Source organism: Arthrobacter sp. StoSoilB19 (assembly GCF_019977275.1).
Lineage (GTDB): Bacteria > Actinomycetota > Actinomycetes > Actinomycetales > Micrococcaceae > Arthrobacter.
In genome coordinates this window covers 4,005,804-4,027,731 of sequence record NZ_AP024650.1, presented here as the reverse complement: position 1 = coordinate 4,027,731, position 21,928 = coordinate 4,005,804, and the positions used below count along the sequence as shown (strand labels likewise).

Annotated in this window: 18 protein-coding genes and 1 riboswitch; of the genes, 7 read left to right on the top strand and 11 right to left on the bottom strand. The window is 66.6% G+C overall.

What is annotated here, in order from left to right:
* Positions 1-50: 50 nt before the first annotated feature.
* Complete coding sequence (locus tag LDO86_RS18625) at positions 51-1,574, top strand: UDP-N-acetylglucosamine 1-carboxyvinyltransferase (RefSeq protein WP_018769984.1); 1,524 nt, start codon at positions 51-53, stop codon at positions 1,572-1,574.
* 66 nt (positions 1,575-1,640) lie between these two features.
* Positions 1,641-2,867, top strand: coding sequence for a glutamate--cysteine ligase (locus LDO86_RS18620; protein ID WP_018769985.1), 1,227 nt, complete (start codon positions 1,641-1,643; stop codon positions 2,865-2,867).
* Between the two features lie 135 nt (positions 2,868-3,002).
* On the opposite strand, the gene LDO86_RS18615 is transcribed toward LDO86_RS18620, so the two are convergent.
* From LDO86_RS18615 to LDO86_RS18605, 3 genes are read right to left on the bottom strand one after another with little or no spacing between them, the layout of a single operon-like run.
* Positions 3,003-4,211: an O-succinylhomoserine sulfhydrylase gene (locus LDO86_RS18615; protein WP_056391915.1), complete on the bottom strand. Its 1,209-nt coding sequence runs from the start codon at positions 4,209-4,211 to the stop codon at positions 3,003-3,005.
* The gene (locus tag LDO86_RS18610) at positions 4,212-4,622 is read right to left on the bottom strand and encodes a rhodanese-like domain-containing protein (protein ID WP_018769987.1); all 411 of its coding nucleotides are present in this window, start codon (positions 4,620-4,622) and stop codon (positions 4,212-4,214) included.
* Positions 4,619-4,894, bottom strand: coding sequence for a DUF1737 domain-containing protein (locus LDO86_RS18605; RefSeq protein WP_018769988.1), 276 nt, complete (start codon positions 4,892-4,894; stop codon positions 4,619-4,621). Before LDO86_RS18605 ends, LDO86_RS18610 begins: the two co-directional genes overlap by 4 nt.
* A gap of 13 nt (positions 4,895-4,907) precedes the next feature.
* Positions 4,908-5,023, bottom strand: a riboswitch (SAM riboswitch).
* Between the two features lie 225 nt (positions 5,024-5,248).
* Here LDO86_RS18605 and opgC point away from each other — a divergent pair.
* A complete protein-coding gene (opgC, locus tag LDO86_RS18600; protein ID WP_018769989.1) occupies positions 5,249-7,714 on the top strand; it encodes an OpgC domain-containing protein in 2,466 nt (821 codons plus the stop codon).
* Between the two features lie 94 nt (positions 7,715-7,808).
* On the opposite strand, the gene LDO86_RS18595 is transcribed toward opgC, so the two are convergent.
* On the bottom strand, positions 7,809-8,063 hold the full coding sequence (locus tag LDO86_RS18595; RefSeq protein ID WP_018769990.1) for a hypothetical protein: 255 nt from the start codon (positions 8,061-8,063) through the stop codon (positions 7,809-7,811).
* A 224-nt stretch (positions 8,064-8,287) separates the two neighbouring features.
* Here LDO86_RS18595 and LDO86_RS18590 point away from each other — a divergent pair, with 224 nt between their 5' ends.
* Positions 8,288-8,992: a TetR/AcrR family transcriptional regulator C-terminal domain-containing protein gene (locus LDO86_RS18590; protein ID WP_018769991.1), complete on the top strand. Its 705-nt coding sequence runs from the start codon at positions 8,288-8,290 to the stop codon at positions 8,990-8,992.
* A 38-nt stretch (positions 8,993-9,030) separates the two neighbouring features.
* Here LDO86_RS18590 and LDO86_RS18585 read toward each other — a convergent pair whose 3' ends face one another.
* Together LDO86_RS18585 and LDO86_RS18580 are read right to left on the bottom strand one after the other, a co-directional pair.
* Positions 9,031-9,495: a pyridoxamine 5'-phosphate oxidase family protein gene (locus tag LDO86_RS18585; protein WP_018769992.1), complete on the bottom strand. Its 465-nt coding sequence runs from the start codon at positions 9,493-9,495 to the stop codon at positions 9,031-9,033.
* 59 nt (positions 9,496-9,554) lie between these two features.
* On the bottom strand, positions 9,555-10,484 hold the full coding sequence (locus tag LDO86_RS18580) for an aminodeoxychorismate lyase (RefSeq protein WP_026265884.1): 930 nt from the start codon (positions 10,482-10,484) through the stop codon (positions 9,555-9,557).
* A gap of 97 nt (positions 10,485-10,581) precedes the next feature.
* Between LDO86_RS18580 and cls the strand changes: the two genes are divergently transcribed.
* Entirely contained in the window at positions 10,582-12,054 is a 1,473-nt protein-coding gene (cls, locus tag LDO86_RS18575) for a cardiolipin synthase (protein ID WP_018769994.1), read from the top strand.
* A gap of 26 nt (positions 12,055-12,080) precedes the next feature.
* On the opposite strand, the gene pabB is transcribed toward cls, so the two are convergent.
* The 4 genes from pabB to LDO86_RS18555 all read right to left on the bottom strand — a co-directional run bounded on the left by pabB (position 12,081) and on the right by LDO86_RS18555 (position 16,672).
* A complete protein-coding gene (gene pabB, locus LDO86_RS18570) occupies positions 12,081-14,150 on the bottom strand; it encodes an aminodeoxychorismate synthase component I (RefSeq protein WP_018769995.1) in 2,070 nt (689 codons plus the stop codon).
* Between the two features lie 341 nt (positions 14,151-14,491).
* Entirely contained in the window at positions 14,492-15,025 is a 534-nt protein-coding gene (locus LDO86_RS18565) for a low molecular weight protein-tyrosine-phosphatase (protein WP_134165020.1), read from the bottom strand.
* Between the two features lie 134 nt (positions 15,026-15,159).
* A complete protein-coding gene (locus tag LDO86_RS18560; protein WP_018769997.1) occupies positions 15,160-15,783 on the bottom strand; it encodes a LysE family transporter in 624 nt (207 codons plus the stop codon).
* 70 nt (positions 15,784-15,853) lie between these two features.
* The gene (locus LDO86_RS18555) at positions 15,854-16,672 is read right to left on the bottom strand and encodes a methyltransferase domain-containing protein (protein ID WP_018769998.1); all 819 of its coding nucleotides are present in this window, start codon (positions 16,670-16,672) and stop codon (positions 15,854-15,856) included.
* A 228-nt stretch (positions 16,673-16,900) separates the two neighbouring features.
* On the opposite strand from LDO86_RS18555, the gene LDO86_RS18550 reads away from it, so the two are divergent.
* The gene (locus tag LDO86_RS18550) at positions 16,901-18,934 is read left to right on the top strand and encodes a phytase (protein ID WP_196804765.1); all 2,034 of its coding nucleotides are present in this window, start codon (positions 16,901-16,903) and stop codon (positions 18,932-18,934) included.
* 90 nt (positions 18,935-19,024) lie between these two features.
* On the opposite strand, the gene LDO86_RS18545 is transcribed toward LDO86_RS18550, so the two are convergent.
* Positions 19,025-19,537, bottom strand: coding sequence for a MarR family transcriptional regulator (locus tag LDO86_RS18545; RefSeq protein WP_051081386.1), 513 nt, complete (start codon positions 19,535-19,537; stop codon positions 19,025-19,027).
* Positions 19,538-19,722: 185 nt separating this feature from the next.
* On the opposite strand from LDO86_RS18545, the gene LDO86_RS18540 reads away from it, so the two are divergent.
* Complete coding sequence (locus tag LDO86_RS18540) at positions 19,723-21,924, top strand: MMPL family transporter (RefSeq protein ID WP_018770001.1); 2,202 nt, start codon at positions 19,723-19,725, stop codon at positions 21,922-21,924.
* The last annotated feature ends 4 nt before the right edge of the window (positions 21,925-21,928 follow it).

Here is a 21,928-nt window from a genome sequence, read left to right as displayed (position 1 = left end):
CCAGTGGCCGATCAGGGCCCGCGTAACTCATCTATGATATATTTGCGGATATGACGCAGGAGACCGCTGAGCACGTTGCCGCCATGTTGAGGGATGCCCGGAGCGAGAAGGGCTGGACCCAGGGCCAGTTGGCCGCCGAGCTCGGCACCAGCCAGAGCGCCGTTGCCCGGATGGAGCAGGGCAAGCAGAACCTGAGCCTGAAGATGATCCAGAGGCTGGAAAAGATCTTCGACCGCAGCATCGTCAACGTCGGCAAGCCGCAGATGACGCACCTGCGGGTGGAGGGCGGCCGTACCCTCTCCGGTGCCGTGGATGTCAACAGCAGCAAGAACGCCGGCGTCGCCCTGCTGTGCGCCAGCCTGATCAACCGTGGCACCACCGTGCTCCGCCGGCTGGCACGGATCGAGGAAGTCAACCGCATTGTCGAAGTGCTGACCAGCATCGGCGTCGAGTGCACCTGGCTCAACGACACTGACCTGCGTCTTCGCCGTCCCGCCGTCCTGGACCTGGAAGCCATGGACGTTGACGCGGCGCGCAGGACCCGCAGCGTCATCATGCTGCTGGGTCCCCTTCTGGATGAGTCGCGGGAGTACCGGCTGCCCTACGCCGGCGGCTGCGACCTCGGCACCCGCACCGTGGAACCGCACATGCAGGCGTTGCGCCAGTTTGGCCTTGCCGTGGAAGCCACGGCCGGTTTCTACACGGTCCAGGCTCCGCCGGCGGACGCGCAGGACCGCTCCTTCGTCCTCACCGAACGCGGGGACACCGTCACCGAGAACGCCATCATGGCCGCGGCGCACCGGCCGGGAACCACCGTGATCCGCAACGCCAGCCCCAATTACATGGTGCAGGACCTGTGCTTCTACCTGCAGATGCTGGGCGTCACCATCGAGGGCGTGGGCACCACCACCCTGAAGATCACGGGCCGGGCCGACATTGACGCGGAGATCGAGTACTTCCCCTCCGAGGATCCCATCGAGGCGATGAGCCTCATCACGGCCGGCATCGTCACCAATTCCGAGGTCACGGTGCGGCGGGTGCCCATCGAGTTCATGGAAATCGAGTTGGCCACCTTGGGCCAGATGGGGCAGAAGCTGGAAATTTCGGGCGAGTACATGGCCCGCAACGGCCGCACCCGGCTGGTGGACGTGACCACCAAGCCCTCCGAGCTGCATGCCCCGGAGGACAAGATCCATCCGATGCCGTTCCCCGGGCTGAACATCGACAACCTGCCGTTCTTTGCCGTCATTGCCGCGAACGCCGATGGCCAGACCATGATCCACGACTGGGTCTACGAGAACCGGGCCATTTACCTGACAGAGCTGAACAGGCTTGGGGCGCAGGTGCAGTTGCTGGATCCGCACCGGATCTACGTCAACGGGCCCACCAAGTGGCGCGCCGCCGAGGTGGGCTGCCCGCCTGCACTTCGTCCGGCCGCCTGCCTGCTGCTGGCCATGCTCGCCGCCCGGGGCGTATCCGAACTGCGGAACATCTACGTGATCGAGCGTGGCTACGAGGACCTGGCGGAACGCCTGAACACCATCGGCGCCAAGGTGGAGTACTTCCAGGACTAGCATTCACGGTTCGTCATGAATCGCCGGGGCCCCTCGAATGCCGGACAAGTATCGCAGAATGTTCGTATGCGTACTTTTGGCGTAGAGGAGGAACTCCTGATCGTTGATCCGGAGTCCGGGGAACCCCTTGCCCTGGCCGACGCCCTCCTGGCCGGCCACCGCGTTGCGGCTGACGATCTTCCCGTGGACCCGGAGGTCCACCACTCCGGAAAACAGGCGGATTACGACGACGAGATGGGCTTGAGTGCCGAGCTGAAGCTTGAGCAGATCGAGACCCAGACCCGTCCGTGCCTCGAATACGGGAGCCTGCTCGAACAGATCCGCGCGGGCCGCGCCCTGGCGGACCAGGCCGCCAGGAAGCATGGCGCCAGGGTGGCGGCCCTCGCCACCTCGCCCTTGGCCTCCACCACCCACACGACGCCCGACCCCCGGTACGCCAAAATGCTGGAGCGCTTCGGCCTCACCGCCCAGGAGCAGCTGACCTGCGGCTTCCATGTGCACACGTTCATCGAATCGCCCGAAGAGGGCGTGGCGGTCCTGGACCGGATCCGCGACAAGCTGGCAGTGCTGACGGCCCTGAGCGCCAATTCACCCTTCTGGAACGGCGTTCCGACCGGGTTTGAAAGCTACCGCACCCAGGCCTGGAACCGGTGGCCCACGGCGGGCCCGGCCGGTATTTACGGGACGTACCCTGCCTACCGGCGCGTGGTGACGCGGCTGCTGGAAAGCGGCGTCATGCTCGATGAGGGCATGCTGTACTTCGACGCCCGGCTGTCCCGCAACCACCCCACCGTCGAGGTTCGCGTGGCGGACGTCTGCCTTCGTGCCGAGGATGCAGCGCTCATTGCCGTGCTGGTTCGGGCGCTGGTGGAATCCGCCAGCAGGGAATGGCAGGCCGACGTGGATCCTGCGCCGGTTCCCACCGTCCTCCTCCGGATGGCCTCGTGGCAGGCCAGCAGCGCCGGGCTAAGCGGTGAACTCCTGGATTTTGGGAATTTCCGGCCCGCACCGGCCGCGGACGTGGTCCGGTCCCTGGTGGATTACCTGGCTCCCGTCCTGTCCGAACAGGGGGAGCTGGCACTGGCACGGCAGGGGGTGGAGGACATCATCGCCCGCGGAACGGGAGCCGCCGAACAGCGCCGCGCCCGGGACAAGGCGGTGGCGGGACCGCCCCCGGAGGACATGGGGTTCGGCGCCGTGGTGCGGCAGGCCGTCAACGTGACCATGCGGGATGCCCTGGACCTTGCTGACGTGGAGGGCACGCCCGAACTGCTGCGGGTCCGCCAGAGCTGACCTTCGACGCGCATATCCATTCCCGACGCGCAGATTCCTCCTCGCGGCCCATATTTGGTGCGCGCCAGGGAATCTGCGCATCGAAAGGAGGAAGCGCGTCGCCCGGACCCAGAGGAGCTAGGGCTTCCCGCGCGGCTAGATCTGCTTGAGTGCCTGTTCCAGGTCGCGGAGGAGGTCCTCCGGGTCCTCGAGCCCTACCGAGAGCCGCACCACGCCGTCACTGAGCCCAATGGCGGCGCGCCCTTCCGGCCCCATGGCGCGGTGCGTGGTGGTGGCGGGGTGCGTGATCAGGGACTTCGAATCACCAAGGTTGTTGGAGATGTCGATGATGCGCAGCCCGTCCAGCAGTGCGAAGGCCGCTTCCTTGCCGGAGCGCCCGCCGGAGGGAGCCAGCTCAAGCGTGAGGACCGTACCGCCGGCGCTCATCTGCCGTGCCGCCAGGTCGTACTGCGGGTGGGACTTGAGCAGCGGGTACTTCACCCAGCTCACGGCGGGCTGTTCTTCCAGCCACTCTGCGAGCCGGAGCGCCGTGGCGGAGGAATGGTTCACGCGCAGACTCATGGTCTCCAGGCCCTTGGTCAGGACCCAGGCGTTGAACGCCGAGAGTGCGGGCCCGGTGTGGCGCATGAGCTGTTTTACGGGACCGTCGATGAACTCCTTGGTGCCCAGGATGGCGCCGCCCATGACCCTGCCCTGGCCGTCGATGTGCTTGGTGCCGGAGTAGACGATGACGTCGGCGCCCAGGTCACCGCAGCGCTGCAGCAGGGGAGTGGCGAAGACGTTGTCCGCCACCACCTTGGCGCCGGCGGCATGCGCAAGTTCGCTGACCGCGGCGATGTCCACGATCTCCTGCATCGGGTTGGACGGGGATTCGAAGAAGACGGCGGTGGTGGGCTTGGAGAGGGCCTCGCGCCACTGGTCCAGGTCCGGCCCGTCCACGAAGACGGTCTCCACGCCCCACCGGGGAAGGATCTCGTTCAAAATCACGAAGCACGAACCGAACAGCGACCGGGCGGCCACCACCCGGTCGCCGGCAGCCAGCAGGGCACCAAGCGCGGTGAACACCGCGGACATGCCCGACGCCGTCGCGAAGCAGGCTTCGGTGCCTTCCAGCAGCCGGAGCCGCTCCTGGAAGGTGGCCACGGACGGGTTTCCGTAGCGGGAGTAGACAAAGCGTTCGTCCTCGCCGGTGAAGGCGCGTTCAGCTGCTGCCGCGGATTCGTAGACGAAGCCGGAGTTCAGGAAGATGGCCTCGGACGTTTCCTGGAAGTTGGTGCGGTCCAGCCCGCCACGGACAGCCTGGGTGTCGGGGTTCCAGCCGGGGGCGTCTTGGTTGAAGGTCACTTAGTTCTTTCCGAGGTTGGTGGGAAGGCCGCGGTTTTTCCAGCCGTTGACGGTGCGTTCGCCATAGCGGTCCGGCTCGCCTTCAAAGCCCTCCAGCACGTTGTAGGAGGTGAAGCCGGCCCGGGTGGCCGCGATGGCTGCCGCGATGGACCGCTGGCCGGAGCGGCACAGGAACACCAGTTCGGTTGAACGGTCCTCGGGCGCCTGCTGGCTGAGGTCGTTGATGAAGTCGGGGTTGGGGATGCCGCCGGGGAAGGTCCACTGGATGAAGAGGGGGTCGTTGTCCGTGGCCTTGGTGTCCGGAATGCCGATGTGGGCCCATTCGCCCTCGGTGCGGACGTCCACCAGGATGGCGCCCTGTTCCAGCTTCTCCCATGCTTCCTGGGGCGTGAGGTCTCCCGCGTAGCTCATGCGTGGCCCTCGCCGTCGAACTCGCCTTCAAATTCGGCGTCCAGTTCATCCACTGCGGTGGCAACCGCGGCATCGGCCGAGGCGATTGCCGCCGGAAGGACCACTGCCTGCGCCACGATCACGCTGGTGCCGTTGAAGGTGGCTGCCGGGCTGCCGTGCAGCACATAGCCGTCGGCCAGGGCCGTGGAGATCCGCTCGCAGAATGAACGGTCATCCGGGCCGGTGATCAGGCGGTAGGACAATTTTTCGTCAGGGGCAGGTGCGTCAGACACGACGGATCTCCTTCTTTCACGCTTGCAGCTCGAATCGGTCGATATGCCGAGTATTCACCTGAGGCACCCCGCCGCGAAAGGGAGGGTTGCCGACCGGCCAGTCAGGGCTTCACACCGGTACTCATTACTCCCCAAAAACGTAACATCTGCCGCGCCAAGCCGCACCGCCGCCGTCGTCATGTTCCGTAATTGAGCAGCGCTGAAGGGAGGCGCGGGGTTGAAGGAAAGCGCGACGGCGGACATCGCCGCAGGTGGGCGGCCGGCCACGTGCCGCCCGGGGCCGCAGGGCCGATAAAGTTCTTACCGGGGCGCCGCCCCGTCGTCACAGCAATGAGCACCGGGGGTCCTGTCAGCATGCGGGCAAACACATCGCGCCACCAGGCCGCCATCCGGGGGACCCGCCGGCCGTCCATCGGGGCGTTCCTGGCCGCGGCCCTCGTCAGCCTCCTGGCCCTGCTGGCGGCTGCGCCGGCGCATGCGGCGGACGTTGCGCCGGAAAAGGGAAAGCCCTGGCTGGGCGCGGTGCTCGAGTGGGGCGAGGACACCGCCGCAGGTTTCAGCGGCCGGCTTGGTGCCAGTCCGGCCGTCTTCGGCCACGACATCACCATCCCCTACCGCGATGCGGAACGGAACGACCTTGACGGCTTCCTTCAGCAGGCCGCGTCCCTAGGCGCCCACGCCCTGCTCACGGTGAAGCCGTCAGTGCCCCTGGACCAGCTCGGCACCGCGGAAGCGGAAGCATTCGCAGCGCAGGTGCGCGACCTTACGTCCGGGTTCAAGGGGCAGTTGCTGATCCGGTTCGCCCCGGACATGAATGCAAGCTGGGTGGCCTGGGGCCAGCAGCCCGCCGCGTACCGGCAGGCCTTCAGGGCTGTGGCGGCAGCGTTCAAGAAGTACGACGGCGGCCGGGCCACCTTGGTGTGGGCGCCTTACCTGGGCAAGGACTACCCCTTTGACCGCAACCGGGATGCCCCGCAGCCCGGAACCGAAGGCTTTTCCCTCCTGGACACGAACGGCGACGGGGCCTGGAACTCAAGCGACAGCGCCTACGCCCCTTACTACCCGGGCGACGACGCAGTGGACTGGGCGGGGCTGGCCGCCTATCACGACGACACGGCCGGCGGCCCCGCCGTCAACTCCCAGCCGAGGGCCGGCGAGCTCCAGGACATGCTGACGGCCTCCGGCGGCGAAAACTTCTACGGCACCTATTCCGAGGGGCGCAACAAGCCGTTCCTCCTCCAGACCTCTGCTTTCTACAGCCCCGCGTCCGGCGGCGCGCAGGAGGCGGACATCAAGGCGGGCTGGTGGGACCAGGTGGTGGGAACTGCCACTTCCCCAGCTTTTGCCGGGACGGCCGCCGTTGTCTGGGACGAGCGCACCAGCACCAGGGATACCGGCGTGGCGAGCATCAGCTGGCTGCTCACGGGACAGGCGGGCATCGCCAAAGCGGCCCTGGACAGGCTGAAGGCATCGCCAATGGTCACCGGGCCGGTCACCGACGTGGCATCCGGGAGCACCTACGTCCGGGCCAACACGCTCTCCGGGGCTGCCGCCTGGACTGTTGCCGCCGCCATGGCCATCCTCCTGGTGGCCCTGTGGCAGATACCCCGCCGGATCAACGCAGCCACGGCCTGGGGCTACCAGGATCCCTCCGCCAGGGACTCGCGCATCGATCTGCTGCGCGGGATGGCCATCGTCTTTGTGGTGGTGAACCACCTGGGCATGGCATCGCTGTTCCAGCTGCTCACCCAGGAGGCCGTGGGCTTCGTGTCGGGTGCGGAACTGTTCGTCCTGTTCTCCGGACTGGTGGTGGGCATGGTGTACGGACCCAAGGCCAGGGAGGACTTCGGGCAGGTGGTCGACCTCACGACCCGCCGCGCCGGCAAGCTCTACCTGACGGCGCTGGCCGTGCTGATCGGCGTCTTCCTTCTGTCCCTGCTCCCGTTCTTCCACACCGAGGCCCTGACCACGTTCGTGGACCAGGGGACCGGTGGCGCCGGGCACAACGGGGCCGGCCGGACCTACGACCTCTATGCGGGCATGTCATCGCTGTTCCAGTTCCCCGTCCCGCCCCAGGTGCTTCCGGCCATCGTGCTGCTGCAGTTCGGTCCCTGGCAGTTCAATGTCATGGGGCTCTATGTGGTGCTGTTGCTGGTCAGCCCGCTGATCCTCGCGGCGCTGAACCGCGGAAAGGCCATCTGGGTCGTGGCGGTGTCGGTTGCCGTGTATGCGGCAGGTGCCATGACCAGGTTCCGGATCCTGCCCTCGCAGTTTGAGGACTCCTTCCCGCTGCTGGTGTGGCAGGTGCTTTTCGTGCTTGGGCTGGTTGCGGGCTACCATCGGCGCAGCATCACAGCGTGGCTGTCGCGCCACACGTGGGTGGTGGTTGCCTGCACCACGGCAGCATTCGCTTTGGCCTTCCTGTCCTGGGGCAACCCCTACCTGGCCAACGCCTATGACGTCCGACTGGCGCTGCTGCCGGATGCGTCCTACCGGGCAATGTATGACGCCTTCTTCGGCCGGACATACCTGGCCCCGGGCCGGCTGCTCAACGTCCTGGTCCTGGTGGTGGCTGCGTACGCATTCCTCAGTGCTTACTGGAAACCGGTGGACCGGGCCCTGGGCTGGTTCCTGGTCCCGCTGGGACGGGCCACGCTGTACGTCTTCATCATGCACGTGGTGCTGATCGCCGTCGTGGCCAACATCCCGGCCCTGCAGCAGCAAAGCATCCTCCTCAACACCGTGGCCTACGCCGTGGTCCTTGGGATGCTCTGGGTGATGGTCCGCACCAGGTTCCTCTTCCGGATCATCCCTGCCTAGCCCGGGGCATGAAAAATGCTGCGGCACGGGCGTGCCACAGCATTTGATCATGTACCACCCGGCTGCCCGGTGGCCTCTTACGAATCCGGGGGTCTCAGACCAGGCCCGGGTAGCTGGTCATGATGTAGTCCGCAGCGGCAGGACCCTTCATGCGCAGCCCGTTGCGGCGCGGCGGGATCCGGTGCTTCATGGCTGCCCAGAAGGTGGACTCGGTGCCGGCCGGCTGCTGGTTGAGGAAGCACCAGCTGGTGTACAGGCCGTAGAGGCGGTCGCGGTCCATGCTGGAACCAGCGGCGTGGTCGGGGTAGGTGGCTTCGTGGAGAAAAGTATCGAACTGCGAATGTGCCATGATGGCTTCCCTTCGCTAAGTGCTCGGCGCCGCCGTTCGGCTACAGCAGCAAGATTTGATGCCCTGCACATGGCCATCGAATCTATAGGTTGGGTCCCGTGAAAAGCATCCGGGGCCTCAGCGTCGTCAGCGCCTGTCTACGATGTAGACTTTACCCGTAGACTACAAGTAAGGCAACCGTCTCGATTAATCCGGGCCGCCACTTCCACCGCTAGGACAACACCATGAATCCCCCGCACGCTTCCGGCCGCACCCCCGCCAAGGCCAGGCTGAGCAGGGAGGTCGTGCTGGCCAAGGCCCTGGAACTGGTTGATGCCGAAGGACTGGATGCACTGACCATGCGCCGCCTGGGGCAGGAGCTTGGCCGGGACCCGATGAGCCTGTACCGCTACGCCGAGAACCGCGCGGCGCTGCTGGACGGGGTTTCTGAGCTGGTGCTCAACCAGCTTCCGATTCATCCGGAGGACCCGGATTGGAAAGCGCAGCTTCGGAGCATCGCCCACAACCTGCGGATGCTGGCGCTCAAGCATCCCAACGTTGTCCCCCTGCTGGTGACGCGGCCCCTCTCCACGCCGCTGGGCATGCGTCCGCTGGGCACGTTGCGGCCATTGGAGCAGATCCTGACCCTGCTGGTGGCGGCAGGATTCGAGCCGGCTGATGCGCTGCACGTCTACCGCGCCTACTACGGCTTCCTCTACGGGCACCTCCTGAACGAACTGCAGGAGTACGTGGTGGACCCGGAAGAGAACGAGGTGCTGCTGCGGCTGGGGCTCCACCGGCTGCCCGCGAAGGAATTCCCCCGGCTGCGTGCGCTGGCGCCGGCGTTGGCTGACTACGACGGCGCCAAGGAGCTTGACCAAGGGCTCACCATCCTGCTGTCCGGGCTGGAAGCCCAGCTTTCACGGCAGGCGTCAGGCTCCAGCGCCTGACGGAGCGGCCGTGTAAAGGCGTGGTCGTTGAGCGGCCGCTATTCGAATGACGCCCGGCGCCGGTCCTGGAGGCGGGTGTTCCAGACGTCCGGCCGGTTCACCTGGAACCTGCGTCCGGTCAGCGCCTTGGCGTTCAGCCTGACGTAGTTTGCCTTTTCGCCGGGCTGCCACGGCTCCAGGCCAAGGCTGTCCACCGCATCTTTGACGGCCTGGTCTTCGATGATCCCGGTATTGCCCCGCGCCACCACGCTCCAGGCCAGTTCGGTGGTGGGGTCGTAGCCGTCGATCTCCAGCGCGGCAGGGCGTTCCATTTTCGCGTCCCACAGTTTTGAGCCGGGTGCCGTGCGGAAGACGATGCTGCGCAGGTGGACAACGTAATTCACGGGGAAGATTTCCGGATGTCCGTCCACCACGATGGCCAGCCTGCCCACCGTGTCGGTGTCAAGGAGTTCCCAGCAGTCGTCAAAGGACAGTTTTTCGATCGGCAGCTTGTGCGAGTCCATGGTGCACACCTTACGGGTGATGCCGGGGCGGGAAAAGGGCCGGCCCTGCCTGTTGCGGGCTAATGGATGCCGGCGAAAAGTCCGCTCAGTTCGGTGGTCAGTTCCTTTTGCACAGACGGGGTGCCGATCTCCCTGCCGTCAATCCGGTTCACGGGCGCCAGCAGGCGGACACTGGAGATCAGCCAGACCGCGTCTGCGTCCAGGAGGTCCTGTGGCACCAGCGGCCCGTAGCCCAGTTCCCAGCCCGCCGCCTTGGCGGCAGCAAAGAGAGCCCCCTGTGACGTTCCAGGCAGGATGCCGCTGTCCAGCTGTGGTGTGATGAGGCGCTTCACTGTTGTGCCGTCGTCGGACTTCTCCACATGCGCCAGCAGCACCGTGGAGGTGGGCCCTTCCAGGACCCGGCCATCGGAGGACGTGAAGATGACGTCGTCGGCGCCCTGTTTATGCGCGTGGCGCAGCGCTGCCATGTTGACGGCGTAGGAGAGCGTCTTGGCGCCCAGAAGCAGCCAGGGTGCCCGTTCGGCCACCTCACTGTCGTAGCCGCGGTCAAGGAGGATGACGTCGACGCCCGTTTCCCGCTGGCGGCGGGCGGCAGCTCCGGCCGGTGAGGCCTGGACCCAGGCCGTGGGGGCGGGCGCGCCTTCCACGCCGCGGGTCACCACCAGTTTGACCACCAGTTCATCTGCCGCCGGGTCTGCCGGCGGGTTCTCCGAACGGTGCCGGGCAACGGCAGCGGCAATGGCGCGCCGCCACACATCCTGGTCCGGGATGTCCAGGTCCAGCGCCGCGGCGGATCCGGCAAGCCGGTCCAGGTGGGCCTGCATCTTCCGCACCGTTCCCCCAACGGCCAGCATGGTTTCGAACACGCCGTCACCGCGCGTGACGCCAAGGTCCGTGACCAGCAGCTGGGGCTGGGAGGCATCCGCCACCCTGCCGTCGGGGAAGGCGGGGTCAAGGAAAACGAGAACCACGGGGGCTGGAGAGCTCATGGCACCAGCTTAGTGCGGCACCGCGGATAAGCTGGGCAGAGCGCCCCGGCCGGAAACCGTTCCCCGGGGCCCAACCTCCCCGGGAGTTATTGACGTGTTGTGGCCTTTTTCGCTTGCCGGCACCGCGCCGACGTGGGTTGTGGTGCTCCTGGGCTTCGCCGACCTTGTCATCAGGGTCCTGGCACTGGGCATCATTCCCGGCAACAGGCGGCCCACCACGGCGATGGCCTGGCTCCTGGGCATCTTCTTTATCCCATTCGTGGGCATCGCGCTGTTCCTGCTGTTTGGAAACTTCCAGCTGTCCAGCCGCCGCCGCGCCCAGCAGGAGCAGGTCAACGACCGGGTGCGGGCCGGCATCACCGCCCTCTCGGACGTGGACAGCGACTACCCCGGCCCCGAGTGGGTCAAGTCCGCCGCCGAGCTCAACCGCACCCTGGGTTCGCTGCCCATGGTGGACAACAACTCCGTTGACCTCATCCCCGGCTACCCGGATTCCATCCTGGCCATGACCCACGCGGTGCGGAAGGCGAAGAAGTTCGTCAACGCCGAGTTCTACATCATGAGCTCCGACCACGTCACCAACGACCTGCTCACGGCCATGGAAGAGGCCGCCGAGCGGGGCGTGGAAGTGCGGCTCCTGTTCGACCACATCGGCACGCTGCGCATCAAGGGCTACCGGAAGCTGCTGAAGCGCCTGAGGGCCGGCAAGATCCAGTGGAAGCGGATGCTTCCCCTCCTGCCCATCCATGGCCAGTGGCGCCGGCCGGACCTGCGCAACCACCGCAAGATCATGGTGATCGACGGCGAAATCGCCTTCACGGGGTCGCAGAACCTGATCGAGCCGTCCTACAACAACCCGCGCCACCGCAAGGCCGGCCGCGAGTGGGTGGAGCTGATGGCGTGCCTGCGCGGGCCCATCGTGACCACCCTGAACGTCGTCTTCGCCACCGACTGGCTGAGCGAGACCGACGAATCCCTGGAACACCAGTTGCAGCTCCCCGCGAATCCGGAGCCCGGCCACGTCACGGCCCAGGTGGTGCCCAGCGGTCCCGGGTTCATCACGGAAAACAACCTCCGGCTCTTCAACACGCTCATCTACTCCGCGCAGCACCGGATCTCCATTTGCAGCCCCTATTTCGTTCCGGACGATTCACTGCTGTACGCCATCACCACGGCAGCGCAGCGCGGCGTCGACGTGGAGCTGTTCGTGTCCGAGAAGGGCGACCAGTTCCTGGTCCACCACGCCCAGCGCTCCTACTATGAGGCGCTCCTTGAGGCCGGTGTGCGGATCTACCTCTACAAGGCGCCGTTCGTGCTGCACGCCAAGCACTTCACCATCGACGACGAGGTGGCCGTCCTGGGTTCCAGCAACATGGACATGAGGTCCTTCTCGCTGAACCTCGAGGTCTCCGTGATGCTCCTGGGCGAGGACATCGTGAACAAGATGCGGGCGGTGGAGGACACCTACCGGGACATCTCCCATGAGCTGAAGCTGGCAGACTGGCTGAACCGGCCGCTCGCCGCGCGCTATGTGGACAACGTGGCACGGCTGACGGCCACGGTGCAGTAGGACGGCCGTGCCTCCCTAAACCCGGGTCAGTCTTCGGGAAACTCCGCCCCCAGGGTGGAGAGCACCCCGTAGGCCTTGGTGCGGATCTCCTCATATTCGTCGTCCGGGTCGGAGTCCGAGGTGATGGCACCGCCGACGCCGAGCGACAGTTCCGCGGTTCCGTCGCCAGCCGTGCTGACCACCAGGGTCCTGATGGCGACGGCGAGATCCGCCGCCGCGTTGAGCGAGAAGTAGCCGATGGCACCTGAATAGAGCCCCCGCGGCCCTGCCTCCAGGTCGTCAAGGATGGCCATGGTGCTGATCTTCGGAGCCCCCGTCATGGAGCCGGCCGGGAAGCAGGCCGCCACCGCCTCTGCCCGTGGTGCTCCGGGCAGGAGGTGGGCGTCGATGGTGCTGACCATCTGGTGGACGGTGGCGTAGCTCTCGATGGCGCAAAGCCTGCTGACCGTAACGGAGCCAGGCATGGCAAAGTGGCTGAGGTCGTTGCGCAGCAGGTCCACGATCATGATGTTCTCGGCCCTGTCCTTGACGGAGGTGGCCAGGTCCGTCCGCAGGCGGCTGTCCTCCTGCGGGTCGGCAGCCCGGCGCCGGGTGCCCTTGATCGGTTCGGCGCGCATTCCGCCGTCGGACCCTATCTTCAGGAACCGCTCGGGCGAGGTGCTGGCCACGGCAACGTTTCCCAGCCGGAGGTAACTGGCGAACGGGGCCGGGTTCCTGCTGCGGAGCGACAGGTAGGTGGCCCATGGATCCAGCGAGCCGGCCGGGACAGTGGCTTCGAGGGTGGTGGTCAGGCACACTTCGTAGGTGTTTCCCTGGGCGATCTGATGCTGTGCGGCGGCAATCTTCTCCCGGTACCGTTCCCCGGTGTCCCGGCTGCGGAAAGTGGGCGGTGTGGTGGGACGCACGACGCCGGTGCTGCCGCCGGCTTCCTGCGTTGGGTCCGCGGCGGTTTCCACGGCTGCCCGCGCCTCCACCAGCCACCCGCCGGCGTCCGGTGCCTCCAGGGCCAGGAGCCAGGCCGTGCCTTCGGCGTGGTCCAGGACCACCGCTCGGCCCGCGAAGATCAGGGCTGCGTCCGGCGTGGGCGCGGAAAGATCGCTGCCGCCGGTTTCGCGTTTCAGCTCATACCCCAGGCAGCCCAGCCAGCCCAGGGTGAATTCGCCGGGGTAGCCCTCGGGGGTCCGCACCGCCCGGCGGCCCCAGACGGTGTCGAGCCAGCGGAAGAAGGGGCCGGGAACGTTGGCAGTGGACGAGCCGGCGCTGATCCGGCTCACACCGCCACGGTGCGTGACGCACTGGCCGAATGTGCCGCCGTCGTCCGCCATGATGCTGAACCGGCTGCGCTCTGCGGCAGTCCGCTGTACAGGATCCGTGCTGTCCGGTCCGCTGCCTGTGTTGGAGGAGTCCAGCCAGACGGCGTTGCCAGAGCCGCCATACAGTGAGTGGAACAGGGTGGGTGCGTCCGGGGCGGCTTCAATGCGCTCGGCATGAAGGCGAAGGCCGCGGCGGGCTGACAACTCGGGGGCGAGGACCGGAGCCAGGGCGGGCAGGTAGGGGAGGAGCTGGAGGAGGTCCGCGGGGGCTGAGCCGTCGGCGAGGTTCCGGACGCGGAGGTCCGCGTGGCCGGGGACGTCGTCGCGGCCCAGCCACTCTTCCTCCTGGGCTGCCCACAGGTCCCAGTACGGTTCATATGTTGCGCCGTCGCGCTCCAGTGCCCGGGTCCGCCGGACGTCGTCCGGGGATTCCGCCCAGATCACCGCGCCCAGCATGGGGCGGGCGGCCTCGGCGGCGGCCCCCACTCCCTCAACGATGACGATCTCCGCAGGCAGCGTCACCCGGGCGCCGCCGTCGTAGTGGTTAGCCCAGTCCCAGCTGGTCCAGGAGGCCGCCTGCCCCCGGCTCAGCGGGGTGAGGACCGTGGAGACGTAGCGTTCAATGCCCGCCGCCAGTCCGTCCCAGCCCGGGTAGATGTCCTCAAGGTGGAACAGCGAGACCTTGTGGTGCGCCCGGAGCCGGGCCGCGAGCTCGACGGCGAGGGTGGTCTTGCCTGCGCCGGAGCGCCCGTCGATGGCGATGATGACGGGGGGTGGGCTCATGGACTAGAGCGTACCGTTTTCCGTTGCACCCTTTCACCCGCGGGGCAGTTGCTGCGCCGATGCGTGACGGCCGCTGCTCAGGTGGCCGCCCAGGAACCCGCTCACCAGCAGCAGGACAGCCCCTGCCCTCGCCAGCCTGCGTTGGCGCCGGCATGCACGATGCCTGCACGCTTCAGGGCGCGGTCCTTGTCGGACCATGTCGCCCAGCCGGAGACTCTGCCTCTTCCAGTGTGGCGAGGAGCCGCGCGTACTTGCCGGATGTGCTGGGAAGGCCGTCCAGGCAGCAAGAAAATACTCCTGGTGCCGCTGGATTGCACCGTCGCTTGAAGAGTTTTTGGTGCCTAGTGCGGCTGCAGCTGGGTGTTCCGAAGGACCGCGGACCTGATGTGCTGGACCAGGCCGGGCAGGGCTGCATGGATCTGGTGCCAGACGGCGTCGAAATCCGCGTGGCCGCCGTACCAGGGGTCCTCGATGCCCTGATCCAGGCGGTCCCGCTCCGCCATGGTGGGATCGAAGCTGCGGAGCATCCGGATCTTGTCCAGGGATTCCTGGTCCGGCGCCGCCTCGGTGAGCCACGCGTAGTGGTCGATGTCCAGGGCCAGGATCAGGTCGCGCTCGCGGAACCACCCGGGTTCCCACTCGCGGGCCACGTGGTGGTCCGAGGCCAGCTGGGTTGCGGCGAGCCGGCGGGCGGCGCGGGGATCAATGGGCCGGCCCGCTTCGTAACCGGTGGTGCCGGCGGAGTCCACCTCCACCAGGCCGTCAAGGCCCTCGCGTTCAAGCGCTGCCTTGAGCATGAGCTCGGCCATGGGGGACCGGCAGATATTGCCCGTGCAGACGGTGATGACGCGATATGCGCTCGACGCTGAGTTCATGCCCTAAGCATGCGCGCTTCCGAACGCTCTTGGCTAGCCGCCTGTTCACAAAGTTTTACGGGTTTGTAAAGATGCATGACTAACGCCCGAATGGGTACGTCACACGCTGGTGCCGAGTTTGGTGGGTACCTGGTTCAGTGGATCAGGGCCAGCAGGATACCCACACCCACGAACAGGACACCGAACACCCTGCTGAGGACCATTTGGCCCTGTTCCGTGTTGGTGAAGCGCTGGAATGACCTGGCAGCCGCCGCAAAGAAGAACCACATCACCAGGATGTCGATGACAACGATTGTTGCCGTCAACACGGCGTACTGGGTGAACAGGGGCAGGTCGGGCCGGATGAACTGGGGAGTGAAGGCGAGGAAGAACACGATCGCCTTCGGGTTCAACAGATTGACCCAGAAGCCGCGCCGGAAAATGGACCACGCGGGTTCGTTACGAAGGGCAGCTGCCTGCTCCTGGGCCACCGTGGGCTTGCTCAGGAACTGGCGGATGCCCAGGTACACCAGATAGGCCGCGCCCGCGTAACGGATCACGTTGAAGGCAAGGGGGGAACTGGCCACCAGCACCCCGACGCCCAGGGCCACGATCAGGACGTGCACCATCAGCGCAGCCTGCTGGCCCAGGATTCCCCAGATGGACCGGCGGAACCCCGCGTTCAGCGAGTTGCTCATGGTGTTGATGGCCCCGGCGCCCGGGGTGAAGCTGATCAGGGCGCCGGCACCTGCCAGGGCCAGCCAGAGGGAAAATTGCACTCAACAATCCTACGGTGGCAATTGGCTGCCCCTTTTTCAGTCCCTGTGCTGCTGTCTGGGCAACCAGGGATCAGGCCCGGGCGATGACCTCACCGTTTGGGATCAGGAACCATCCGTCGTCCGTGGAGCCCCAGCGGTGCCAGCCTGCAGAGATACGGGCAAGGTCGGCCGGGTTGGCAAACCCGTACTCCAGCGCCTGCTCGGCGAAGGCTGAGTGGAGCACCCGCTCACCCCAGACGCGCGCCTGCCAGCGCCGCTGCTGCGAGGTGGCGTAAAGCCAGTTGCTGCTGGTGGGGGCGACGTCGGTGAATCCCGCAGCCTGTGCCCAGCTGACCAGCCGCCGCCCGGCGTCGGGTTCTGCACCGTTCCGGCGGGCAATCCGCTGGTACAGGTCCATCCACTCGTCCAGTTCCGGAATGGCGGGGTACCAGCTCATGCCGTGGAAGTCGGCGTCGCGCACTGCCACGATGCCGCCGGGCTTGGCCACCCTCCGCATCTCCCTGAGGGCCTCAACGGGATCGGTCAGGTGCTGGAGCACCTGGTGGGCGTGGACGACGTCGAACGTTTCGTCGGCGAAGTCGAGGTCGTAGATGTTGCCGGCAACGAATTCAACGTTGGGTACTTCCCGCTCGGTGGCGAGGGCCTGCGCCTGGGCGATGATGTCAGGTGAGCGGTCCAGGCCCGTGACCTTGCCGGGGCTGACCAGGGCGGCGAAGTCGCAGGTGATGGTGCCGGGGCCGCAGCCCACATCGAGCAGCGACTTACCAGGCGTGAGGTGCGGGAGGACAAACGCCGCGGAGTTTTCGGCGGTACGGGCGGCATGGGCGCGGACCACCGATTCGTGGTGGCCGTGCGTGTAAACGTCGTCTTCAGGCTGCTGCGCACTCATAACCAAACGCTACCCCCAACCTGCATTGCATGAGCGGACGCCCGGTCCGCGTCATGCAGCCCCCGGAAGGCGGGCCCGAAGGTATGGGTGCTATCCCCGTACCCCCCTGCCTGCGGCCGGGAATACGATGGCCCTCCAGCCGGCGCCGGGCTCCTGACCTCGCTGGACGTTCCATGACACCGCCGTTGCCGCCGAATAGGTGCGGCAACCAGTATTGGGGAGGCAAGAGTGACGCTCAAATCGAGGTTGGCTGCCGCATTGACGGTAGGCGGACTGCTGTCCGGACTGCTCGCGGGACTGGGTGCCCCGGCGGCAAAAGCGGCCGTGGCACAGGTGAATGCGACGGTGGAAACTGCCCCAATGCACGGAACGGGGGACGCTGCGGACGACGCAGCGATCTGGATCCATCCCACCGACCCGTCGAAGAGCACCATCATCGGCACGGACAAGAGCACGGATGGCCACGGTCTGGTGGTCTATGACCTGTCGGGCCGGGAACTGTTCTATTACCCCGATGGGCGGATGAACAATGTGGACGTCCGCTACAACTTTCCCCTCGGCAGCAGCCGAGTGGGCCTGGTGGGTGTCAGCAACCGGGTCCGGAGCCTTGACTTCTACAAGGTCAACGAGGCCGACCGTTCGCTCACCAAGGTGGGCAGCTTTGCGCCGACCTCCAACATCGCCACACCCCGCGGGTTCTCCTTCTATCACTCGCCGGACACCGGCAAGTACTTTGCCTACGTTACTGACGTTGGCAAGGTCGAGCAGTGGGAGCTTGACGGCTCCACCGGATCGGTCACCGGCAAGCTCGTGCGCAGCTGGACTGTAAGCGGCCCCGCCCACACCGAGGGCCTGGTGGCCGACGACGAGATGAAGCGGCTCTACATTGCGCAGGAGGATATCGGCGGAATCTGGCGGTACGGGGCTGAACCCGGGGATTCAACCGCGGGGACGAAGGTTGTCAGCACCACCGAGAACGGCGGGGACATCGTCCAGGACATCAAGGGCATCAGCATCTACTACGGCAGCGGGGGCGCCGGCTACCTGCTGGCAGCAAGCCAGGGCTCCAACCGGTTCCACGTCTACTCCCGCGACGACAACCGGCCATTGGGGGCCTTCGCCATCCCGGCCGGTAACGGAATCGATGCTGTCACGGGCATGGACGGCATAGACGTCACCAACTTCGGGGTTGGGGGCCCGTTCCCCCAGGGTTTCTTTGTCACCCAGGACACCAGCAACGACACCGGCAAGCAGAACTTCAAGCTCGTACCATGGCAGTCCATCGCAGCCGCCTACGTACCTGCCCTGCTCGTCGATGCGGCCTACGACCCCCGGAAGATCGGGGCCGGCACCTCCACTCCGCCTCCGCCGGGGGACACCACGCCGCCCGAGACAACCATCACTTCCGGACCGCCCGCGACAACGACGTCGACCAGTGCCTCCTTCGCATTCACCTCGAGTGAGGCCAATTCAACCTTCCAGTGCAGCCTGGACGGGGCGGCGCGGACAGCGTGCACCTCGCCACAGACGTACTCAGGACTGGCGGTTGCATCGCATAACTTCAGCGTGTGGGCCACCGACGCCGCCGGCAATACGGACGCCACGGCGGCCACGCAGGCCTGGAGCGTCACCTCCGGCAACACCGGCGGCGGCGGCACCATCGTCCGCGAGTCAGTGAGCCAGGCCGTGAACACCACGGCAACCACCACCCTCAGGATCCCCAAGCCGGCCAATGTCGCCCAGGGCGACCTGCTGGTCAGCTGCGTGTCCCTCACGGGCGGTACCATCGCAACGTCAGGTGTCCCCGCCGGGTGGACAGTGCTGGCATCGGTGACCAATATCGCGAACCCCAAGGTCTACGGCTACTACAAAGTCGCCACCGGGACCGAGCCGGCGGATTATGCCTGGACCACCTCTTCGACGACGAGCGGGGGAGGCATCGCCAGGTATTCCGGCGCCTCAGGGCCCGACACCGCTGCCACGTCCGGCTCGGGCGCGGCGGCATCGTCGGGAACCATTCCAGCGGTGGCCACCACGGCCGCGAACGCGATGCTTGTGGGATGCATGAGCGTCAACTCAAGCTCCGTGACCCTGACTTCGCCGGCCGGGATGTCCCAGGCAGTGGAAACCGGTGCGCGCCGCTTCGAAGTTGCGGATGGCATCCAGGCGGCAGCGGGGCCAAGCGGGGCGAAGACGTGGAACTTCAGTGCGGCCCGCGAGTGGGCCGGGTGGCTGGTGGCGCTTCGACCCAAGGCGCCTTAGTCCCCGGGCGCCGCCCTGGTTGGGGGAAGCAGGAAGGGCCGTCTTCGGACATCCGAAACGGCCCTTTCCTGAGCCTTCCGGGAATGTCACCTAGCTATCGGCGGACTCGCTCCGGGCAGCCACCGTGGCCTCCACCATTGCGGTCATGAAGCGTGTGACTGTTTCCAGCTCGTCTTGCGAGAAGTCCGCCATGGCGCTGCCCATGTGCTGGGCCAGGGGAGCGAAGACAGCGCCCCCGTCCTGGAAGGCCTTGGGGGTCATCTTCAGCTGGACCTGGCGCCGGTCCGTGCTGTTCCGCTCGCGCACGATATGCCCCGAGTGGTCCAGTCGGTCGATGAGGGCGGTGGTGGCAGGCGAGCTCAGGTTCAGCTCTTTGCGCAGGACCCCGGGCGTCACCACGCTCCCGGCGGCCGTGTGCCGCATGATGACGGCGAGGGCATTCATGTCCGTGCGGTGCATGTCCTTCCTGCCGCCGGCGACATCCACATAGCGGTTGGCCTCCATGGTGAACTCCTGCAGGAGGCGGATCAGCGGGTGTGGCGGACCACCGGGAGGGCCGCCGGATGGTCCTGGTGCCGCGCCAGCTGACGTCTTGCGTGCCATGCCCACCTCCCTGCCTTCCTGGTTCCACGCCCACACTTCCGTCCGGCCGTACTGACGGATATTACTGCAGGCCCGGCATTCGTCCCCTACCTGCCGAAAAAAGCTTGGCAGCCACTTATCTCTATGGTGGAGATAATCTATGCTGGAACAAATACTACTCCGCCCGCTTATCGATGGAAGGCGCCATGAACCGCAATAAAGTTGCCAAGGAGCGAGTCCCTTTCTGGCTGCGCTGGCTGGTCCCTGTCGTCCTGGTGCTGATCTGGCTGGGTCTCGCCGGGGTCGGCGGCCCCACCTTCGGCCGGTTGGAGGAGGTCTCCTCCAACGACCAGGCGTCATTCCTGCCCGCCAGCGCCGAGGCCACCGAGGCGCAGGACTGGCAGGCAAAGTTCCGGGACTCGGATGAGGTCCCGGGGATCATCGTCATCGAGAAAAGCGAGGCTTTCACTCCCGCCCAGCTGGGGGAGCTGGCCACGCTCAAGACCAGCCTTGAAGACCTCAAACTGGGCAGCACGGTGATCGGCCCGATTCCCTCCAAGGACGCCAAGGCGGTGCAGTTCGTGGTCCCGGTGGGGTCCTCGGTTGAGCTCAAGGATGCGGTCAAGGAACTCCGCGGGACTGTCACAGAAGCGGCCCCGGCAGGTGCCCAGACCTTCGTGACCGGCCCCGCCGGCCTTGCCGCCGACCTCACCGCAGCCTTCGGCGGCATTGACGGCATCCTCCTGCTGGTGGCCTTGTCCGCGGTGTTCGTCATCCTCCTCATCGTTTACCGGTCCCTGCTGCTGCCCATCATGGTGCTGCTGACCTCCGTGTTTGCCCTGTGCGCAGCAATCCTGCTGGTGTTCGGCATGGCCAAAGCCGGCTGGATCCAGCTCAACGGCCAAAGCCAGGGCATCCTCTCCATCCTGGTAATCGGTGCGGCCACGGACTACGCCCTGCTGTTCGTGGCACGCTTCCGGGAAGCGCTCACCCACACCACCAACCGCACCGCGGCTGTCCTGAACGCCTGGAAGGCGTCCTTCGAGCCCATCCTGGCGTCCGGCGCCACCGTGATCATCGCGCTGCTGTGCCTGCTCTTCTCCGACCTGAACTCCAACAAGGCGCTGGGACCGGTGGCGGCCGCAGGCATCCTGTGTGCCCTGTTCGCAGCGCTGACCCTGCTGCCCGCGCTGATGGCCCTGCTGGGCCGGGCAGCCTTCTGGCCGTTCCGTCCCAAGCTCCTCCCTGCAGACCAGCGTGAACCCGAACTGGTTACGGGCCTGGAAGGCCAGAAGGGGCTGTGGCGTGCCACCGGTTCGCTGGTAGCGCGGCGGCCCAGGACCGTCTGGGTGGCTTCGGTCCTCCTGCTGCTGGTTGCGGCAGGCGGCCTGTTCCAGCTGAAGGCCAACGGCGTACCGCAGACCGACGTCATCCTCACCGCCTCCAACGCCGTCGACGGCCAGGACGCACTGGCCCGCCATTTCGACGCCGGCAGCGGCAGCCCCGCCGTCGTGATTGCTGACCAGGCCAAGGCCGCCGAGGTGCTGGACCGCGTGAAAGCGGACGACGGCGTGGGCGAGGCCTACCTGCTGGGCCCGGGCAGCGTCCCCATCACCGGAGCCCCCGGGGCTCCCAGCGCCCCGGACGTCCGCGAAGGAAAGGTGATCATCAACGCCACCCTCAACGACGCGGCGGACTCGCTGGAAGCGGAGGAAACCGTCAAGGCGCTGCGGGCCGGGGTGAAGGCCGTCGATCCCGGCGCCCTGGTGGGCGGCGTCACCGCTACGGCGCTGGACACCAACACCACCGCCCAGCACGACCTGGTGGTCATCATTCCGGTGGTCCTGGTGGTGATCCTCTTCATCCTGATGCTGCTGCTGCGCTCGATCGTGGCCCCGGTCCTGCTGGTGCTCTCCGTGGTGCTTTCCTACGCGGCGGCGCTCGGTGTGTCGGCCTTTGTCTTCAACAACATCCTTGGCTTCCCGGGCGCGGATGCGACGGTTCCGCTGTTTGGCTTCGTGTTCCTGGTGGCCCTGGGCGTGGACTACAACATCTTCCTGATGAGCCGGGTCCGTGAAGAGTCGCTCAAGCACGGCACCCGGCCCGGCATCCTCCGTGGCCTGGTGGTGACCGGAGGGGTCATCACCTCCGCGGGCGTGGTGCTCGCGGCCACATTTGCAGCGCTTGGCGTCATTCCCATCATGTTCCTGGTGCAGCTGGCGTTCATAGTGGCGTTCGGTGTGCTGCTGGACACCGTCCTGGTGCGCTCGCTGCTGGTGCCGGCCCTGGCCTACGACATCGGACCGAAGATCTGGTGGCCCAGCAAGCTGGGGCGCGCGGACGGCGGGAATGCAGCCCGGCCGCGGGAGCCCGGCGTCGAGCCGCTGGAAGAAGTGCCCAGCCGCTGACCCT